This window comes from Arthrobacter jinronghuae, assembly GCF_025244825.1.
Classification (GTDB): Bacteria; Actinomycetota; Actinomycetes; order Actinomycetales; family Micrococcaceae; genus Arthrobacter_B; species Arthrobacter_B jinronghuae.
This window is the reverse complement of the sequence record NZ_CP104263.1, coordinates 1363263-1381619: the sequence shown is the minus strand read 5'-3', so window position 1 is coordinate 1381619 and position 18357 is coordinate 1363263. Positions and strand designations below refer to the sequence as shown.

Sequence of the window (18357 nt, the reverse complement as noted above, 5' to 3'; positions counted from 1 at the left end):
GCCTTCTAAATTATCAGTCTTCGGGAATGCCTGCCGGGATCCCGCCTGCAGCAATCAGACGCAGCCGCTGCGTGGGCCGCGTCATGGCGACATACAGGTCCCCCACCTTGCCGGCTGCTGCGGTAAGCAGCTCGGACGGTTCCAGGATGACGACGCCGTCGAACTCCAGGCCCTTCGCCTCCCGCGGCGAGGTCACCACGATGTCCTGCTCCAAGCCGCCGGCACCGGAGCCCACGCGGGCGCCGTACACCTCGGTCAGTGCGCGGCGGACTGCGGATAGCCGGTGGTCCTCGGCGATGACGGCGAGCAGGCCGCCGTCGAGCGCGTCCAGGTCATCGGGCAGGGTATCCAGCAGGCGCTGGATCAGGCCGTCTTCGGGCACCTCGTCAATGAACGGCGCCCACCGTCCTTCGCGCACGGCCTTCGGGGCGGAGACCACGAGACCGGCAGCGTTGGCCATGCGTACCGCGGCCTCGGCGATCTGTGCAGGGGTGCGGTAGTTCACGGTGAGCTCTTCGAGCGTCCACCGCTCCCCCACGAACGGATCCAGTGCTGCCTGCCAGGACGTTGCCCCGGCAGCCGAGCTGGTCTGGGCAATGTCGCCGACCACGGTGAAGGACTTCAGCGGGCACCGGCGCATCAGCAGCCGCCACTGCATGGCGGACAGTTCCTGCGCTTCATCGACCACGATGTGCCCGAAGGCCCAGGTGCGGTCGACGGCGGCACGGTCGGCAGCGGTCAGGCGCTGCTCCCCCACCGCATTGTGGTCTGCCAGGTCTTCCGCAGACAGAATGCCGTGAGCGCCGGAATCCTCGAGGAAGCCTTCCGTATTGGCAATGGCGCTTTCGGCATTGGCGAGGTCGCGCTTGCGCTGTTCCTCACGGAGTGCGTTCTCCCGGCCGGCGGAGGCGTCAAGCTCGCCGAGGAGCTCGGCGGCCTCGTCCAGCAGCGGCACGTCGGATTCTGTCCACGGTGCGTCGGGGCTGCGGCGCAGCAGGTCCAGTTCCGCGTCGGTGAGGTCCGGCGCGGCCGATTCAAGGTGCCCGGGCTTGCTGAACAGCTCGGTGATGAGCTTCTCCGGGGTCAGCGGCATCCAGCACAGGTTCAGTGCCACGCGCACGTCACGGGCACTGCGGACGTCCTCTGCGAGGTAGGCCCGGTCGGTACTGTTCCCGGCTCCGGCCGATTCCTCGAGCTGTTCGGTCAGCTGCTCGGTCAGTTCGCGCAGCAGGATCTTCACGAAGGTGACACGTGCTTCGTTGTGGGGCTTGCCGGTGGCGCGGGCCTTGTCACGGGCACGCTGCACCTGCTTGGGAGTCAGCGTGAGGATGGTGCCTTCGACGTTCAGCTTCCGCGGCTCGCGCGGCAGGCGCTGGCGGTTGGCAACCGCACGCGCGACGACGTCGGCCATGTACAGCCGGCCCTTGACCTCGGCGACGGCCGGGTCCTCTTCATGCGCGGCGACGATGCCGGGCATCAGCTGCCCCAGGCTGGACATCACGACGCCGGTCTCGCCTAGCGAGGGCAGCACCCGTTCGATGTACCGGATGAAGGCGTTGGACGGCCCCACCAGCAGCACACCGGCGGACTTCAGCCGTTCCCGGTGCGTGTAAAGCAGGTACGCGGCGCGGTGCAGCGCCACGGCGGTCTTGCCCGTACCGGGACCGCCCTGGACCACCAGGGTGCCGGACAGCGGAGCCCGGATGATGCGGTCCTGTTCGGCCTGGATGGTGCCCACGATGTCGGACATCTGCCCGGTCCGCTTGGAGTTCAATGCAGCGAGGAGGGCACCTTCGCCCTGGAGGGCTTCGCCTTCTTCCAGCATGGAGTAGTCCAGCACGTCATCCTCGATGGCCTGCACGTCGCGGCCCTTCAGGATCAGGTGTCGGCGGCGTCGTACGCCCTGGCGCTCGAAAGCGGTTGCCTGATAGAAGGTGCCGGCTTCGGGTGCGCGCCAATCGACCATCAGGCGCTGCAGCTCCGACGTCGAAAGGCCGATGCGGCCGATGTAACGTTCTTCGCCGTCGTCGAGGTCCAGGCGGCCGAACACGAGCCGGTCGTCGACGGCATTCAGCTGCGCGAGGCGGTCCTCGTACATGGTGGCGAAGGCATCCCGCTCGGAACGGTTCTGGTGTGAACCCGAGGAGTGGCTGCGCCGGATTGCGGCCAGCTGTTCCCGCTTTTCCTCACGCAGCTCATCGAGACGTGAGTACAGACCGGCGACGTACTGACGCTCGTGTTCCAGCTCGTTGGAAGCTGAAGGTGTTTCAGGCATGTTCGAGTTCCCTCTCGCAAAGGCAGAGCGTCAATCTTACAGTGCATTTGGACTTTTGCAGGTCACTAATGTATGCGGTTTCTCTCTCAGCTGCTGCCTGCGAGGAACGCGTGTCGTCCGGGCGGTGTTCCCGCCTTGAGGGGACGATCCTAGTAGGCGATCAGAGCGGTAACCGGGGTGTCGCCGAGGCGGTCCCGGCCGCCGAGGTCGCCAAGTTCCAGCACGACGCCGAATCCGGCCACTTCGGCGCCTGCCTTGCGGATCAGGCGCGCCGCAGCGCCGAGGGTTCCACCGGTGGCCAGCACGTCGTCAAGGATCAGGACACGCGAGCCGACGGGCATATCGTCGCGGTGCAGTTCCAGCGTGCTGTCGCCGTACTCCATGGAGTAGCTTTCGGAGAACACTTCGCGGGGCAGCTTTCCGGGCTTGCGCACGGTGATGACACCCTTGCCGGAGGCGTAGGCGGCGGCTGCCGCGAGCAGGAAACCACGTGCTTCCACGCCTGCCACGAAATCGAACTGTCCTTCGAAGGGGGCAATGAGGGCATCTACTACGCGCCGGAGGGCGGGCCCGTCGGCAAAGACGGGGGTTAGATCCCGGAAAACGATCCCGGGCTTGGGGTAATCGGGGATTACAGCGCCCAGGCGTTCGATGGTTTGTTCAATGGACTCGTGGTTATCCGGTTCTGCCGGGGCATCTTTCACCCGTCTACCTTACCCGTTCCACCCGGTTTGGCCGGAGCCGTGCGGGCTCCTGTGGCACTTGTCTCGCCGGTTGTCCGGGGCCGCCGATGCGGCCGGTGGAGGACCCGCCGGAGGAACGGGGCGGAGGACCAGGTGGAGGAATAAAGGACAACCGGTGCCGGTTGCCATGTCCCGGGTCCCCTGTGACAGGGCCCGGAATCTACCGCACCAACAGTTCAAGGATTGCAACACATATGGCTAACCTGCACGAAGTGCTCAAGAACAAGATCGGATTCGGCACGGCTCCGCTGGGAAACATGTTCCGCGACATTCCCCAGGATGAGGCGCTGGCAACGGTTGAAGCCGCATGGAGCGAAGGCATCCGCTACTTCGACACCGCTCCCTTCTACGGCGCCGGCCTCGCGGAATCCCGCCTGGGCGAGGTCCTCTCCCAGCACAACCGCGACGAGTACGTGCTAAGCACCAAAGTGGGACGGCTGATCCTGGATGAGGAAGAAGAAAAGGGCTCCGGCCTCTTCACCCACGGGCGTTCGAACAAGATCGCCACGGACTACACCACGGACGCCACTCTGCGGTCCATCGAGGAGAGCCTGAACCGGCTCAAGACGGACCGTCTGGACTTTGTGTTCATCCACGACACGTCCCGGGACTTCCTCGGTGACGAGTGGGTCTCCAAGTTCGACGAGGCGCGGACCGGCGCGTTCCGGGTACTCGCCCGCCTGCAGGATGAGGGCGTCATCAACGGCTGGGGCCTCGGCGTCAACACCACCGAGCCCATCGAGCTGGCCATGGACATGGACGAGGCTGCTCCGACCATGAGCCTCTCCGCCACTCAGTACACGCTGCTGCAGCACGAGCGTGCCCTGCAGCGCATGATGCCGATGGCACAGGAAAAGGGAGTGGGCATCGTCGTCGGCGGTCCCTTCAACTCCGGCGCACTGCTGGGCGGCGACAAGTTCGACTACGCGGAGATTCCTCCGCAGGTCCAGGCACGGATCACAGAGCTGACCGCGGTCGCCTCTCGGCACGACGTGAGCCTGAAGGCAGCGGCCCTGCAGTTCTCCGCCGCACACCCCGCAGTGGCTGCGGTCATCCCGGGCTCCAGCCGGCCCGGACGCGTCGCAGAGGATGTCGCTGCGATGAAGGCCGAGATCCCGGGTGCCTTCTGGGACGAGCTGCTGGAAAAGAAGCTCATTTCCGCGCAGGCTCCGCTTCCGCGCTCCTAGCAGCAGCTTCGCAGAACGGCGTTCCGGGTGCAGTCACCCGGAACGCCGTTCCGCGTTTCACGGCCGCAGGGCCGCGGCTCCCGCGGACGCCGGCTGCTTGCGCGGCTGGGCGGGACGGTACTTGGACACGGTCGGGTCACCGGTGAGCCAGTACCGCCACGGATATTCGTCTGAACCGCCGGGGCCGCTGACTCCCACCCGCGGCCCCGTTGACAGGAGTTCCGGGCGCACCGGTTCGGCGGGCAGTGCCAAGTGCAGGGGGTGAGCGAACACATCCGCCCCGTCCAGCGGGCGGGAAATGCCCAGCGCCTGGGCGAGGCGTGCCGGACCGCGTGCCAGGTCCAGCGGGTTGCGCGGGTTTCCGCGCCGGACGGCGGCTATCTCCGTGCCCTCGACGATCTCGCCCGCGCGCAGCAGCAGCCCGGTGGCATCGCCTTCCGTTCCGCAGACTATGTTGGCGCAGTAGTGCATGCCGTAGGTGAAGTACACATAGAGGTGTCCCGCCGGGCCGAACATGGTGGCGTTCCGCGCCGTCTGGCCGCGGAACGCGTGGGAGCCGGGGTCGGCGTCGCCCATGTAGGCCTCCACCTCGGTGATCCGCACGCTGACACGTTCGCCGTCGACGTCGTGGGTCAGGACCGCGCCCAGCAACTGGGGTGCCGCCTGCGTGGCAGGGACGGCAAGACGTTCTCGTTCACTCGCAAAAGCCATACTCCGACGGTAGCAAGGTTCATTGGGGAGGTTTTCCGTGCTGCTCAGATGCTCCCGGCAGAGGCTCCGTAGAACTCCTTCAGGGCCGCGAGCCTGCGCGAGCTGGGATGCCAGGGGTTTCCGGCAGCGTGGTCGCCGGCTGCGTCCAGTGCCTGGTGCCACGCGGCGAGCTGGGCAGACGCCGCGTCGCCGTTTCCGCCGCTCAGCGGTTGCCGGACGACGACGCGGGTCCGGCCGCCGTCGTCCGTGACGTCGACGGAGGCCTCCGCACCGATGCCGAGTTCCGACGTCGCGCGGTCCAGTGCGCTGCCGACATCGCCGGCGGCTGCGTTGTACCAGCGTTCGAAGACAATCCCGGCCGCATCCATGTGTCCCATCGTGGGCGAGACGTCGAATTCCTCGGCGTAGGCATCGCGGAGGGCCCGCCACTGGTGCATGGACGCGCGGGCAGGTTCCCGGCCCGCGGCGACGTCGTCGAACGCGTCCAGGATCCCCTGCCACCCCGCGGCGCCTTCCGTGAGGAAATCCGCACTTTCCTCGTGCGTGCGGAACTGCAGCAACGCACCGTCAGGGGTTTCCAGCACCTGCCAGTCGAGAACGGATTCGTCCCCCAGCGGGTCCTCCCACGTGAACTGCAGGCTCAGTCCGGGGCTCATCTGCAGCACGGTTCCAGTGACCTCCGCGTTTCCCATGTCCAGCCGGTATTCCTTGCCGAGCTGCCAGCCGGGAGTCACCGTGCCGAGCCACTGGGCGACCTTGTCCGTGTTGGTCAACACTTCCCAGATGTATCCCGCGGGAAAATCGAACCGGCGCTCGAAGACCAGGGTGTAGCCGTCGGGGCGGCGCTCGATTCTTCCGGCGGGAACCGGCGTTTCGAGGGGGCTGGACTCGGTCATGGCGCGTCCTCCTGGGGTTCTTCCAAGGGTAGCTTCGCCGGGGGCGCCGCTGGGAGGGGCGGGTAGGTAGTTTGAGCGAAAAGACGGGTATCCGGGGTGTCCGGTTGCGGGGTGATTTGGCCGGTTTTCGGGCCGGAAATGTCGGTGCGGGCTGAAAGCCTTGGGGTATGGAAAAGCACGGATATGAAACCGGGGGCGGTGGCGGTGGCGGGCTGGGCGGTGGAGGCGCTGCCGGGGTCGGAGGCGGCGGCGGCGGGGTTGGTGGCGGAGGCGCTGCCGCGGTGTTTTATGCCCGGCCTAACAGCCCGGAACGCCGGACCAGGTTCCCGGACGGGTTCACCGGCACCCTGGCCCTACAGAACCCTGCCCGCCTGAACGAGCAAGCTACGGCGACCGTCCTGCAGCGCCTGCACGCCCTGGAGGCCTGGCGGTACGCCCAGCAGGCCCGCACCCTTCACCGTCTGCACAAACATGTCCGGGACGCCTGTACGACCCCGGGAGCATCGGGTGCGGGGACATCGGGTGCGGGGGCGTCCGATGCGGGAGCGTCCGATGCGGGAGCACGTACGGACCATTCGCAGGTGTTCAGCCTGACCGCTACGGAGGTCCAGACCCTGCTGTGCCTCTCCTACCAGGCGGCCGCCCGGCTGCTGGCCGACGCCTTGGACCTCTGCACCGGCTTCACGGCTACCGTCGCGGCTCTGGAGGCCGGGACCTTGTCCTGCCGGCAGGCCGCAACCATCCTGGACCAGTGCCGGTTTCTGGACGGAGCCGAGCAATCCCGTTTCGAGGCGGAGCTGCTCGCCAGCGCCCCTGGGCACACAGACGCCCAGTTCACCCGGAGCGCGGTAGGGCTGCGCGAACGCCTGCACCCCGAAACCCTCTTCCCCCGCCACCGCAAAGCCCTGGAGGCGCGGAAGGTCTGGTTCGAAGCCCGTCCCGACGGGATGGCGGAACTCGGTGCCTACCTCGCTGCCGAGCAGGGGCAGCTGATCTACGGAGCCCTGACCACCGCGGCCCGCGGCGAGCAGGCCGCCGGAGATCCCCGCAGCGTTGGCCAGCTACGGGCGGACATCCTGACGTCGTTACTGACCGGCGCACCGGGTACCGTGCACGAAGCGCCGGATGGGCAGACACCACAGGCACCGCTTCGGAGACCGGCGGGAAACGACCGTCCGGTAAGCGAATCGACGCCACCCGGTACCGGTGCGGGCGCTGGTGCGAGTACCGGTAACGGTGCGGGCGCTGGTGCTGGTGCTGGTGCTGGTGCTGGTGCTGGTGCTGGTGCTGGTGCTGGCACACAGACCGAGATCATGGTCCTCGTCAACGCCGACACCCTCCTGGGCCTGAACGATGCGCCCGCAGAACTCAACGGCTACGGACCCATCAGCGCCGAAACCGCCCGCCGACTGGCCGAAAACGCCTCCCACCTCACCGGTCTCGTGCAGGACCGGGCCAGCGGGGAAATCCTCGGGGTCGGGAAACGCCGCCGTATTCCGCCCGGCCTGCGCCGCTGGCTCCAGGCCCGCGATGGAACGTGCCGCTTCCCCGGCTGCGACACCCCCGCCGCGGGACACACCACCACCGAAATCGACCACACCCTGCCGTGGGCAAACGGCGGACCAACCGACCATACGAACCTCTCGCATTTGTGCAGGAAACACCATCGGTTCAAGACCCTGGGCCACTGGAAAGCACACCAATCCACTTCCGGACCAAGCTCCGGGACTTTGGAATGGACCTCGCCGCTGGGCCGGACCTACCAGACCACGCCCCAACTCCGGCTGCGCGTCACTGGCCACCAGCCTCCTGACCTCCGGGCAGAACCACCGCCCCGCGAGCAGCCGTCACCCTGCGAGACCTCACCGCCCCATGAGAAACCGCCGCCCCATGAGAAGCCGCCCCGCGAGACGCCGCCGCCGTTCTAACGCCGAACGGCATGGCCCCAGCGCTCCCCCGGGTGCCGGCTTGGAGCCGCGAAAGGATCAGAACACCATCCGATGCCGGATGTGATGCCGGTCGGCACGGGCCTGCCAGAATTCGATCTCCCGCGGCTTCAGCGCATACAGCTGCCATGCCGGGTTCGGGCGTCCGTCCGATGATGGTCGCGCATCCCAGTCGGCTGCCGACGCTTCGGCGGACAGCTCCACTACGGCTCCGGCCACTCGGATCTGGCGGCCGAGTTCCTGCCAGTAGAAGTTCATGGCAGCATTCGGGTTCTCGGTCAGTTCTCCGCCTTTGCGGGAGGTGCGGGCCGTGGCGAACTGCCAGCCGCCGTCGTCGTCAATGTCCTTGAGGATGAGCATCCGGGAGGAGACATGCCCGTTTGCATCGGCGGTGGCAAGGGAAAACGCGTGCGGTTGCCGCACCCCGGCGGCCAGCGCGCCGGAAAGCCAGTGGCGGAAAAGCTCCGCAGGGTCCTGCGACCCTGCCGAGGGATCAAAGTCGGGAAGCTCCTCGGGAAAGTCCGGAAGGGCACGCAGCCGGGCCCGGAAGGAATCAGTCATGCCGCCAGCGTAGCTGTGCGCGTGCCGCTGGCCCACCTTGCCCCACCCCGCAGCCCGGCACTTAAAAAACGGACCCCGAGGAGGTGCACTCCATCGGGGTCCGTTTGCGCGGATTTAGCCTACGTAGCCGCGCACCTCGCCTACCTGGCGGATCAGCTCCGCCAGCTGCAACTCGACAGCCGACCGTGCAGTACCGCCCTGCGAGCTGCGGCTGTCCAGCGAGCCTTCGGTGCTGAGCACGGAGCGCACCTCGGGCGTCAGGTGCGGTGAGATGCCGGCATAGTCTTCGTCGGTCAGGTCCCAAAGTTCGACGCCGCGCCCCTCGGCCAGCTGCACAGCCGCACCGGAGAGTTCATGCGCTTCACGGAAGGGCACCCCCTGGCGGACCAACCACTCGGCAATGTCGGTGGCCAGGGCAAAGCCCTGCGGCGCCAGCGACTGCATCCGCTCGGTGTTGAACTTCAGGGTCGCGATCATCCCGGACACCGCCGGAAGCAATACCTCGAGGGTGTCGGCAGCATCGAAGACCGGTTCCTTGTCTTCCTGCAGGTCACGGTTGTAGGCCAGCGGAAGGCCCTTCAGGGTGGCCAGCAGCCCGGCCAGGTCGCCGATCAGCCGTCCGGCCTTGCCGCGGGCAAGCTCGGCAACATCGGGATTCTTCTTCTGCGGCATGATCGAGGACCCGGTGGAGTACGCGTCGTCCAGTGTGACGAAGGAGAACTCCTTCGTGGCCCACAGAATGATGTCTTCGCTGACCCGGGAAAGGTCGACGCCGATCATGGCGGCTACCCAGGAGAACTCGGCGTACACGTCACGCGCAGCAGTCCCGTCCAAGGAGTTCCACACAGCGGAATCGAACCCAAGATCCTCCGCCACAGCGTTCGGGTCCAGGCCCAGGGAGGATCCCGCCAGGGCACCCGAACCGTAGGGAGAAACTGCCGCACGCTTATCCCAGTCGGCCAGCCGCTGCACATCGCGCAGCAGGGACCAGGCGTGAGCCAGCAGGTGATGGCTGAGCAGGATGGGCTGCGCATGCTGCAGGTGGGTGCGTCCGGGCATCGCCACCCCGAGGTGTGCCTGTGCCTGGCCCACCAGGGCATCGATGACCGACAGCACGCCGGAACCGATGATGCGGGCGTGGTCCCGCAGGTACATCCGGCCCAACGTGGCGATCTGGTCATTGCGGGACCGGCCGGCCCGGAGCTTCCCGCCCAGCTGGGTGCCCGCCCGTTCAATCAGGCCGCGCTCCAGCGACCCGTGCACGTCCTCATCCGACGGCGCAGGCACGTAGGCACCCGACTTCACATCGGCGTCGAGCTGGTCCAGGGCCGCAAGCATCCCCTCCAACTCGCCGTCGTCGAGCAGGCCGGCCTTGTGCAGTACCCGGGCGTGGGCACGCGAGCCGGCAATGTCGTAGCCGGCAAGCCGCCAGTCGAAGTGGGTGGACTTGCTCAGCTCCGCAAGGGCGTCTGCAGGGCCGCCGGCGAACCGGCCGCCCCACAGGGCACCCTGGACGGTTGAACCGGGGGTCCCGGTACCCGCTGCTTCTTCTTCTGGCGACTTGCCGTCTGTCATGTGCTTACTTACCTTCTGCTTGGCGCTGGTCGCGGCCGGAGGCCACCTTGGAGGACATCCCGAACAGCTCGATGAAGCCGCGGGCCATGGACTGGTCGAAGCTGTCGCCGGTGTCGTAGGTGGCCAGGTTGAAGTCATACAGGGATGACTCGGAGCGGCGTCCCGTAACCACCGGGCGTCCGGCGTCGAGGGTCATGCGGATGTCGCCGGAGACGTACTGCTGGGTGTCGCCGATGAAAGCGTCCAGGGACTGCTTCAGCGGGGAGAACCACTGGCCGTCATAGACCAGCTCGGTCCAGCGCTGGCCGACCGTCTTCTTGAACCGGGCCTGCTCGCGCTCCACGGTGACGTTTTCCAGCTCGCGGTGCGCAGCCATCAGTGCCATGGCTCCGGGGGCTTCATAGATTTCGCGGCTCTTGATACCTACGAGGCGGTCTTCGACAATGTCGATGCGCCCGATGCCCTGGGCTCCGGCGCGGCGGTTCATTTCCTCGATGGCCTGCAGCGGGGTGACCGGCTTGCCGTCTATGGCGACCGGAACGCCTTCCTTGAACGTGATGACGACTTCATCCGGGGCGGAAGCCGACGCCGGATCGGAGGTGTACTCGTACACGTCCGGGGTGGGGCCGTTCCAGATGTCTTCGAGGAAGCCGGTTTCCACGGCGCGTCCCCAGACGTTGGCGTCGATGGAGAAGGGGTTCTTCTTGGTGGTGACGATCGGCAGGTTCTTCTCCTCGGCAAAGGCGATGGCCTTGTCGCGGGTCAGGGCAAGGTCGCGGACCGGTGCAATGCACTTCAGGTCCGGGCCCAGGGTCTGGATGCCGACTTCGAAGCGCACCTGGTCATTGCCCTTGCCGGTGCAGCCGTGGGAGACGGTGGTGGCACCGAACTGGCGGGCAGCAGCCACCAGGTGCTTCACGATAACCGGACGCGAGAGTGCGGAGACCAGCGGGTAGGCATCCATGTAAAGGGCGTTGGCCTTCAGCGCAGGCATGCAGTACTCGGTTGCGAATTCCTCGCGGGCGTCGGCCACGTAGGCTTCCACGGCGCCGCAGTCCAGGGCTCGCTGGCGGACGGTCTCCAGGGACTCGCCGCCCTGTCCTACGTCCACGGCAACGGCAATAACTTCAGCGCCGGTTGCCTCGGCAATCCAGCCGATGGCCACTGACGTATCCAGGCCACCGGAATAGGCCAGAACAATACGTTCGCTCACGGATTTCGCTCCTCTTGCATTGGTTGCGGCCCGTACGGGGCCGCTGGTTGGTTCAGGATGAAAGTCTTGGGTTTTGGTTCAGCGGGCCGGAACCCGGTTACAGGATCCGGCTTTCGGGTGCGGAGCCGTTGTTGCTGGCTTCGTCTGCAATCCGCAGGAAGCGGGCCGCGAGGTCGGGGCCGCCCTCAGGGTCCCGGGTCACCATCATCACCGTGTCGTCGCCGGCGATGGTGCCCAGGACGGACGGCAGCACGGAATGGTCGATGGCCAGCGCCAGGAAGTTTGCGGCTCCGGGCGGAGTCCGCAGCACCACGATATTCGCAGACGCCTCCGCGGTAACCAGCAGTTCCCCGCAGAGCCGCGCCAGCCGTGCATCCAGCACTTCCTGCGTGACGCCGGACTTGGGCGCCCGCTCCCCGCCCTCGGACGGAACGGCATACACCAGCGCCCCGTCCTTGCCGCGCATGCGCACGGCACCGAGTTCCACCAGGTCGCGGGAGAGCGTCGCCTGCGTGACCTGCACGCCGTCGTCGGCCAGCAGTGCCGCGAGCTCGGCCTGGGAACGGATGGAAAGGCCCGTCAGCAGGGTGCGGATGCGCGCCTGGCGCGCCGTCTTGGTCGCCGGCATGGTCATGCCCGTGCCTCCGGAATTCCAGTGAGGCCGGAGTGCGCCATGAGCCACACCATCAGGGCCTTCTGCGCATGCAGACGGTTCTCTGCTTCGTCCCAGACCACCGACTGCGGTCCGTCGAGCACGTCGGCGGAAATTTCGTAGCCGCGGTAAGCGGGCAGGCAGTGGAGTACGACGGCGTCTTCCGCAGCCTGTGCCATGGCGTCGGCGTCCACGGTGTAGCTGCGGAACAGCTCCTGCCGGGCGGCCTTTTCGGCTTCCTGCCCCATGGACACCCAGGTGTCGGTGGCGACGACGTCGGCTCCGGCCACCGCTTCGGCGGCGTCGGTGGTGATGGTGACGGAGCCGCCGGTTTCTTCGGCGCGGGCCGCTGCAGCGTCGACAATCCGGGGATCGGGCAGGTAGCCCAGCGGACCGGCCACACGGACGTGCATTCCGGCTGTCACACCGGCGAGCAGGTAGGAATTGGCCATGTTGTTGGCGCAGTCACCGAGGTAGGCCAGGGTGAGGCCGGCGAGCTTTCCCTTGTGCTCGCGGATGGTCATCAGGTCCGCGAGGAGCTGGCACGGGTGGTAGTCGTCTGACAGCGCGTTGATGACCGGGACCGAGGAGTTGGCAGCCATTTCCTCCAGGCCGGCCTGTGCGTAGGTCCGCCAGACGATGGTGGAAACCATGCGCTCGAGCACCTTGGTGGTGTCCGCAACGCTTTCCTTGTGGCCCAGCTGGGACTCCCCCGCGCCGATGATCAGGGGGACGCCGCCCAGATCGGAGATGCCGGCCGCGAAGGACACGCGGGTCCGGGTGGAGGTCTTGTCGAAGATGACGGCAACGGTCTTGCGGCCGGTGGATTCACCGGCGAACGGCTGGTGTTTGTAGCGGTCCTTCTTAAGCGCATCGGCCAGATCCAGGACTTCGGCCTGTTCCGCCTGCGTGAGGTCGGTGTCGACCAGGAAATGACGGGTCATGGTTTTCCTTCAGTGGTTGTGCCGGTGGCACCGGATACAGAGTCTGGGGTGGTCGGAGCGGCGGGAGCGGGACCCGCGCCGGCGACCTGTGCCCGAGCGGCATGCAGGATGCCCGGCAGCGCGTTCAGAAAGGTGCCGGCCTGCTCCGGAGTGAGGATCAGCGGCGGGGCAAGCCGCAGCGTTGCCGGACCGGTGCTGTTGATGATGTAGCCCGCCTCCAGTGCCGCCGCGACCACGGCGGGAGCAACCTCGTCGACCAGGTCGATGCCGATGAGGAGGCCCTCCCCGCGCACTTCGGCCACGAAATCCAGGGCGGCCAGTTCCCGGCGCAGGTAGTCCCCGGTGGCGCGCACTTTGGCCAGCGCTTCGGAGGTTTCCAGCACGGACAGGGTAGCCAGGGCTGCCGCGGCAGCCACGGGATTCCCGCCGAAGGTGGTGCCGTGCATTCCGGCGGCCAACAAGCCGGAGGTCCGCTCGCCGAAGGTGATCATGGCGCCGACGGGGAAGCCGCCGCCGAGTCCCTTGGCCAGGGTCATGGCATCCGGAAGGACGCCTTCGGAGGCAAACCACTTGCCCGTACGGCCGATGCCGGTCTGCACCTCGTCAATGACCAGCAGCGCGCCTGCAGCCCGGGTGGCCTCTCGGGCTGCCTGCAGGTAGCCCTCAGGGAGCATCCGCACTCCTGCCTCGCCCTGGATCGGTTCCAGGAAGACGGCGGCTACGGTCTCATCTACTGCGGCCAGCAGCGCGTCGACGTCGCCGAACGGAAGGTGCTCCACTCCCCCGGGCAACGGTTCGAAAGGTTCCCGGTAGGCAGGTTTGGCCGTGAGGGCCAGTGCTCCCATGGTCCTGCCGTGGAAGGCTCCTTCGAGCGCCAGGATGCGGGTGCGTCCGGCAGCGGGGTCGGAGTTCCGCCGGGCCAGCTTGAAGGCGGCCTCGTTGGCTTCGGCACCGGAGTTCGCAAAGAAGACCTTCGAACCGTGCGGAGCGTCGGCGAGCGCCAGCAGCCGTTCGGCCAGCTCCACCTGAGGAAGGCTGGTGAAGAAGTTGGACACGTGGCCGAGGGCGGCAAGCTGATCGGACACCGCCGCCACTAGTGCCGGATGGGCGTGGCCCAGGGAGTTGACGGCAATGCCGCCCAGCAGGTCGAGGTACTGCTTCCCATCGGCGTCTTCCACATAGCAGCCGCTGCCGCGGACAAGCACCCGCTGCGGAGCACCGAAGACGCCCATCAGGGAGGAGCCGTAGCGGTTCAGCCATTCCTCCTGCGTCGTGCCCTGGACTGCCGTTCCGGGCTTTGCGCCCTGGGTATCCGGGTTATGCATCTTTGTCCTCCGGTACTACCTGTGTGCCGATTCCGGCTTCGGTGAAGATTTCCAGCAGCATGGAGTGCGCCATCCGGCCGTCAACCACTGCGGCCCGGTCCACACCTCCGTCTACGGCGGCGAGGCATGCCTGCATCTTGGGAATCATGCCCGCCTCGAGGCCGGGCAGCATGGCCCGCAGTTCCCCGGCGGTCAGGGAGGAGATCAGCGAGGACTTATCCGGCCAATCTCCGTAGAGGCCCTCCACGTCCGTGAGCACTACCAGCCGCGACGCGCCCAGTGCTACGGCCAGGGCAGAGGCGGCGGTATCGGCGTTGACGTTGAGCACCTGTCCGGTGGGGCCGCCGTCGGCGTTCACCTCCGGTGCCACCGTACTGATCACCGGGATCCGTCCGGCGGCAATGATGTCCAGGATCGCGCCGGGGTTGACCCCCACCACTTCCCCGACCAGGCCGAGGTCCAGTTCCTCTCCGTCCACCACGACGCCGGTCCGTACAGCCTCCAGCAGGCCTCCGTCCTCGCCGGACAGTCCGACGGCGTAGGGACCGTGCGCGTTAACGAGCCCTACGAGCTCCCGGCCCACCTGGCCGGTCAGGACCATGCGCACGGCGTCCATCGCCTCGGGAGTAGTAACCCGCAGCCCGCCGCGGAATTCGGAGTCAATACCGAGGCGGTCCAGCATGGCGCTGATCTGCGGACCGCCGCCGTGGACAACCACCGGGTGCACGCCGGCGTGATGGAGGAACACGATGTCCTCGGCAAAGGCCCGCCGGAGGTCATCGTTAAGCATGGCGTTGCCGCCGTATTTGATGACCATGGTGGTGCCTGCGAAGCGCTGGATCCAGGGCAGCGCTTCGATCAGCGTTGCCGCTTTGTCCTGTGCCCGCAGCCGTTCGCCGGCCGCTGCTGGTGTGATCATGCCTGTCCCCCGGTCAGCTGCTGTACGCAGAGTTCTCATGGACGTAATCGGTGGTGAGATCGTTCGTCCAGATGGTGGCGGATTCCGAACCTGCGTGCAGGTCGATTTCCACGCTGACCGCGCGCGGTGCCAGGTCCACGTTCTCCCGGGGATCTCCGATGCCGCCGTTCCGGCAGACCTGCACGCCGTTGATGGTGACGTCGATCCGGTCCGGTTCAAAAGCTGCATCAGTGGTGCCGACAGCAGACAGCACCCGGCCCCAGTTCGGATCGTTGCCGAAAATAGCGGTCTTGAACAGATTGGAGCGGGCGACGGCGCGGGCAGCCGTTTCCGCGTCGGCGACCGTGGCTGCGTTGACGGTGGTGATTGCAATGTCGTGGCTGGCGCCTTCGGCATCTGTGATGAGCTGCTGCGCGAGCGAGAGGCAGACCTCGGTGAGCCCGTCGACGAAATCCACTGCCGCAGGTGCGGCACCTGAGACACCGGAGGCCATCAGGATCACAGTGTCGTTCGTGGACATGCAGCCGTCCGAATCGGTCCGGTCGAACGTCACAGCGGTTGCGGCCCGCAGCGCCGAGTCCAGGGCGGGTGCCGGGAGATCCGCGTCCGTGGTCAGGACCACCAGCATTGTGGCCAGTCCGGGCGCGAGCATTCCGGCTCCCTTGGCCATGCCGCCGATGCGGTAGGTCCGGCCCGCGCTGTCCGTTCCGGCGAAGACTGCCTGCTTGGGCACGGTATCGGTGGTCATGATGGCATGCGCCGCGTCGGCACCGGCGTCGTCCGACAGCACGTCGACGGCTGCCCGGACACCGGACAGCAACTTGTCCATGGGCAGCTGGGCACCGATCAGGCCGGTGGAGCAGACCAGCACGTCGGAGGCGCTCAGCCCCAGGAGTTCTGCGGTCTGTTCGGCGGTGGTGTGGGTGTTCCGGAACCCTTCAGTGCCGGTGCAGGCGTTGGCGCCGCCGGAGTTCAGGATGACGGCGTCGGCCCGTCCGTCGGACACTGCCTGCCGGGACCACAGCACCGGAGCGGCTGCCACCCGGTTGCGGGTGAAGACCGCGGCTGCGGCCTTCGACGGACCGTCGTTGACCACCAGGGCGACGTCGCGTCCCCCGGAATCCTTGAGGCCCGCGGCCACACCGGCGGCACGGAAGCCCGCCGGGGCGGTGATGCCGGTGATTCCGGAAATTCCTCCGCCGGTAGTCGGACCGGTTGTTGGTTCGGCGCTCATTACGGTGCCACCCCCTGCTGTGTCAGTCCCGCGGTTTCATCCAGTCCGAGGGCAATGTTCATGGACTGCACGGCGCCGCCGGCAGTTCCCTTGTTGAGGTTGTCGATCACACAGCTGACAATCACCCGGTTGGCATGGGCGTCGTACGCCAGCTGCATCACGGCGTAGTTGGAGCCGACCACCATCTTGGTGGCTGGCCACTGGCCTTCCGGCAGCACCCGGACGAAATGTTCCGACGCGTATGCCTGTTCCCATGCTGTGCGCAGGTCCGCGGGATCGACGCCGGGGCGGACCTTAGCGGTGGCGGTGGTAAGGATGCCGCGGGCCATCGGTGCAAGCGTGGGCGTGAAGGACACGGCCACGGGCCCTCCGGCCGCAGCGGACAACCCCTGCTCGATTTCGGGGGTGTGCCGGTGGCTGCCGCCCACCCCGTAGGGACTCATGCCGCCCAGGACTTCCGAGCCCAGCAGGTGCGGTTTCGCGGCCTTGCCGGCGCCCGAGGTGCCGGACGCGGACACGATGACGACATCCTGCGGCTCGAGCAGTCCGGCGGCAAAGCCGGGTGTCAGTGCGAGCAGGGAGCTTGTGGGGTAGCAGCCTGGGACGGCAATCCGTCGGGCTCCCTTGAGCCGCTCGCGGTGTCCGGGCAGCTCGGGCAGGCCGTAGGGCCAGGTTCCGGCGTGCGGAGAACCGTAGAACTTTTCCCATGCCATCGGATCCTCGAGCCGGTGGTCGGCACCGGCGTCGATCACCAGGGTGTCCGGATCCAGCTGCGCAGCAATCCCCGCGCTGGCGCCGTGCGGCAGGGCCAGGAAAACGACGTCGTGTCCCGCCAGCGTCTCGACAGTGGTGTCCGCGAGGACCCGGTCAGCAAGGGAATGCAGGTGCGGCTGCAGCTCCCCCAGCCGACTGCCCGCGTTGCTGTGGGCCGTAATGGCACCGATGGATACCTCCGGGTGGCCGGCCAGCAGGCGCAGCACTTCGCCCCCGGCATAGCCGCTGGCGCCCGAGACTGCTACGGAAATCGTCATGCCCCCCACCATACAGCACATTTATGCACTGCCTCCAATATTTATGCAAACCGTATGATAGGAACCACATCGGGCACCGCCCGCACCGCCCGGCACGTAACAGCGAAGCAGAAGAGGCCTGCCATGCATAAAGCCATTGTCGTCCCGCAGTCCGGCGGACCGGAAATCCTGCGTTATGAAGACGTTGCCCTTCCCCAGCCCGGACCCCGCGAGATCCTGGTGAAAGTAGCGGCAGCGGGCGTGAACTTCATCGATACCTATCAGCGCGGCGGCGTTTATCCGATGTCATATCCCTTCATACCCGGTTCCGAAGCGGCCGGAACGGTGGTGTCCGCCGGGCTTGAATCGGGCTTCCGGGAGGGTGACCGGGTAGCCACAGCGGAGGGCGGAGGGGCCTACGCCGAGTACATGCTGATGGATGCAGAGGTGGCGCTGCCGGTGCCTGCCGGAATTGGGGACGACACCGCGGCCGCAGTGCTGCTCCAGGGTATTACCGCGCATTACCTGTGCAACTCCACCTTTCCGGTGCAGGAAGGACAGACGGCGCTGGTGCATGCAGGTGCCGGCGGCGTCGGACTGCTGCTGATCCAACTGCTCAAGGCCAAGGGCGCGACGGTGATCACCACCGTGTCCACCGAGGAAAAGGAGCAGCTTGCCCGCGGCGCCGGTGCCGACCATGTGCTGCGCTACGACGGTTTCACCGGACAGGTGCGTGCCCTCACCGGAGGACAGGGCGTGGACGTGGTGTACGACGGCGTCGGGCAGGCCACTTTTGACGGCTCGCTCGCCTGCCTGCGCACGCGGGGCATGATGGTGCTCTTCGGGGCCGCCTCCGGGCAGGTCCCGCCCTTCGACATCCAACGGCTGAACTCCTCCGGTTCCCTGTTCCTGACCCGGCCCACGATTGCGCATTACCTGCTCACACCCGAAGAACGCCAGTGGCGGGCCCGCGAACTGTTTGACGCGGTCCTGGCCGGCAAGCTGGACGTGCGGATCGGACAGACCTATCCGCTGGCCGAAGCGTCCCGTGCACACGCTGACCTTGAAGGCCGGAAGACCACGGGGAAGGTGCTGCTGGTGCCCTAACCGACAGAACCTGCCCATACTGGCATTTCCGGGACAAAGCTGCAGCAGGAATACCTGCC

The 18357-nt window shown here is 67.1% G+C and carries 16 protein-coding genes; 3 read left to right on the top strand and 13 right to left on the bottom strand.

Annotated features, from left to right (window positions below; all coding sequences use genetic code 11):
* Positions 1–13: 13 nt before the first annotated feature.
* Both N2K98_RS06425 and N2K98_RS06420 read right to left on the bottom strand, forming a co-directional pair.
* The gene (locus N2K98_RS06425; protein WP_255866393.1) at positions 14–2275 is read right to left on the bottom strand and encodes a HelD family protein; all 2262 of its coding nucleotides are present in this window, start codon (positions 2273–2275) and stop codon (positions 14–16) included.
* A gap of 149 nt (positions 2276–2424) precedes the next feature.
* Positions 2425–2979 carry an adenine phosphoribosyltransferase gene (locus N2K98_RS06420; RefSeq protein WP_255799052.1) on the bottom strand — a complete coding sequence of 185 codons (555 nt, stop codon included), beginning with the start codon at positions 2977–2979 and terminating at the stop codon, positions 2425–2427.
* 233 nt (positions 2980–3212) lie between these two features.
* Between N2K98_RS06420 and N2K98_RS06415 the strand changes: the two genes are divergently transcribed.
* Positions 3213–4205 carry an aldo/keto reductase gene (locus N2K98_RS06415; RefSeq protein WP_255866394.1) on the top strand — a complete coding sequence of 331 codons (993 nt, stop codon included), beginning with the start codon at positions 3213–3215 and terminating at the stop codon, positions 4203–4205.
* A 57-nt stretch (positions 4206–4262) separates the two neighbouring features.
* Here the strand turns inward: N2K98_RS06415 and N2K98_RS06410 are convergent, their stop codons facing one another.
* Positions 4263–4916 (bottom strand): DNA-3-methyladenine glycosylase, encoded by a 654-nt coding sequence (locus N2K98_RS06410; RefSeq protein WP_255866395.1) that lies wholly within the window; start codon positions 4914–4916, stop codon positions 4263–4265.
* A gap of 44 nt (positions 4917–4960) precedes the next feature.
* Positions 4961–5812, bottom strand: coding sequence for an SRPBCC domain-containing protein (locus N2K98_RS06405; protein ID WP_255866396.1), 852 nt, complete (start codon positions 5810–5812; stop codon positions 4961–4963).
* 167 nt (positions 5813–5979) lie between these two features.
* On the opposite strand from N2K98_RS06405, the gene N2K98_RS06400 reads away from it, so the two are divergent.
* Positions 5980–7740 (top strand): HNH endonuclease, encoded by a 1761-nt coding sequence (locus N2K98_RS06400; RefSeq protein WP_255866397.1) that lies wholly within the window; start codon positions 5980–5982, stop codon positions 7738–7740.
* Positions 7741–7797: 57 nt separating this feature from the next.
* Here N2K98_RS06400 and N2K98_RS06395 read toward each other — a convergent pair whose 3' ends face one another.
* The 9 genes from N2K98_RS06395 to argC all read right to left on the bottom strand — a co-directional run bounded on the left by N2K98_RS06395 (position 7798) and on the right by argC (position 17212).
* Complete coding sequence (locus N2K98_RS06395) at positions 7798–8319, bottom strand: pyridoxine/pyridoxamine 5'-phosphate oxidase (protein ID WP_255866398.1); 522 nt, start codon at positions 8317–8319, stop codon at positions 7798–7800.
* A 114-nt stretch (positions 8320–8433) separates the two neighbouring features.
* Complete coding sequence (gene argH / locus N2K98_RS06390; RefSeq protein ID WP_255866399.1) at positions 8434–9894, bottom strand: argininosuccinate lyase; 1461 nt, start codon at positions 9892–9894, stop codon at positions 8434–8436.
* Positions 9895–9898: 4 nt separating this feature from the next.
* Positions 9899–11107 (bottom strand): argininosuccinate synthase, encoded by a 1209-nt coding sequence (locus N2K98_RS06385; RefSeq protein ID WP_255866400.1) that lies wholly within the window; start codon positions 11105–11107, stop codon positions 9899–9901.
* A gap of 97 nt (positions 11108–11204) precedes the next feature.
* The gene (locus N2K98_RS06380; protein ID WP_227924562.1) at positions 11205–11741 is read right to left on the bottom strand and encodes an arginine repressor; all 537 of its coding nucleotides are present in this window, start codon (positions 11739–11741) and stop codon (positions 11205–11207) included.
* Positions 11738–12703, bottom strand: coding sequence for an ornithine carbamoyltransferase (gene argF, locus N2K98_RS06375; RefSeq protein ID WP_255866401.1), 966 nt, complete (start codon positions 12701–12703; stop codon positions 11738–11740). The genes N2K98_RS06380 and argF overlap by 4 nt, the downstream gene beginning before the upstream one ends.
* Positions 12700–14028: an acetylornithine transaminase gene (locus N2K98_RS06370; RefSeq protein WP_255866402.1), complete on the bottom strand. Its 1329-nt coding sequence runs from the start codon at positions 14026–14028 to the stop codon at positions 12700–12702. Before N2K98_RS06370 ends, argF begins: the two co-directional genes overlap by 4 nt.
* A complete protein-coding gene (argB, locus tag N2K98_RS06365) occupies positions 14021–14947 on the bottom strand; it encodes an acetylglutamate kinase (RefSeq protein WP_255866403.1) in 927 nt (308 codons plus the stop codon). The genes N2K98_RS06370 and argB overlap by 8 nt, the downstream gene beginning before the upstream one ends.
* A gap of 13 nt (positions 14948–14960) precedes the next feature.
* A complete protein-coding gene (argJ, locus tag N2K98_RS06360) occupies positions 14961–16181 on the bottom strand; it encodes a bifunctional glutamate N-acetyltransferase/amino-acid acetyltransferase ArgJ (protein ID WP_255866404.1) in 1221 nt (406 codons plus the stop codon).
* Entirely contained in the window at positions 16181–17212 is a 1032-nt protein-coding gene (argC, locus tag N2K98_RS06355) for an N-acetyl-gamma-glutamyl-phosphate reductase (RefSeq protein WP_255866405.1), read from the bottom strand. The genes argJ and argC overlap by 1 nt, the downstream gene beginning before the upstream one ends.
* A 123-nt stretch (positions 17213–17335) precedes the next feature.
* Between argC and N2K98_RS06350 the strand changes: the two genes are divergently transcribed.
* Entirely contained in the window at positions 17336–18298 is a 963-nt protein-coding gene (locus tag N2K98_RS06350) for a quinone oxidoreductase family protein (RefSeq protein WP_255866406.1), read from the top strand.
* Positions 18299–18357: the final 59 nt, after the last annotated feature.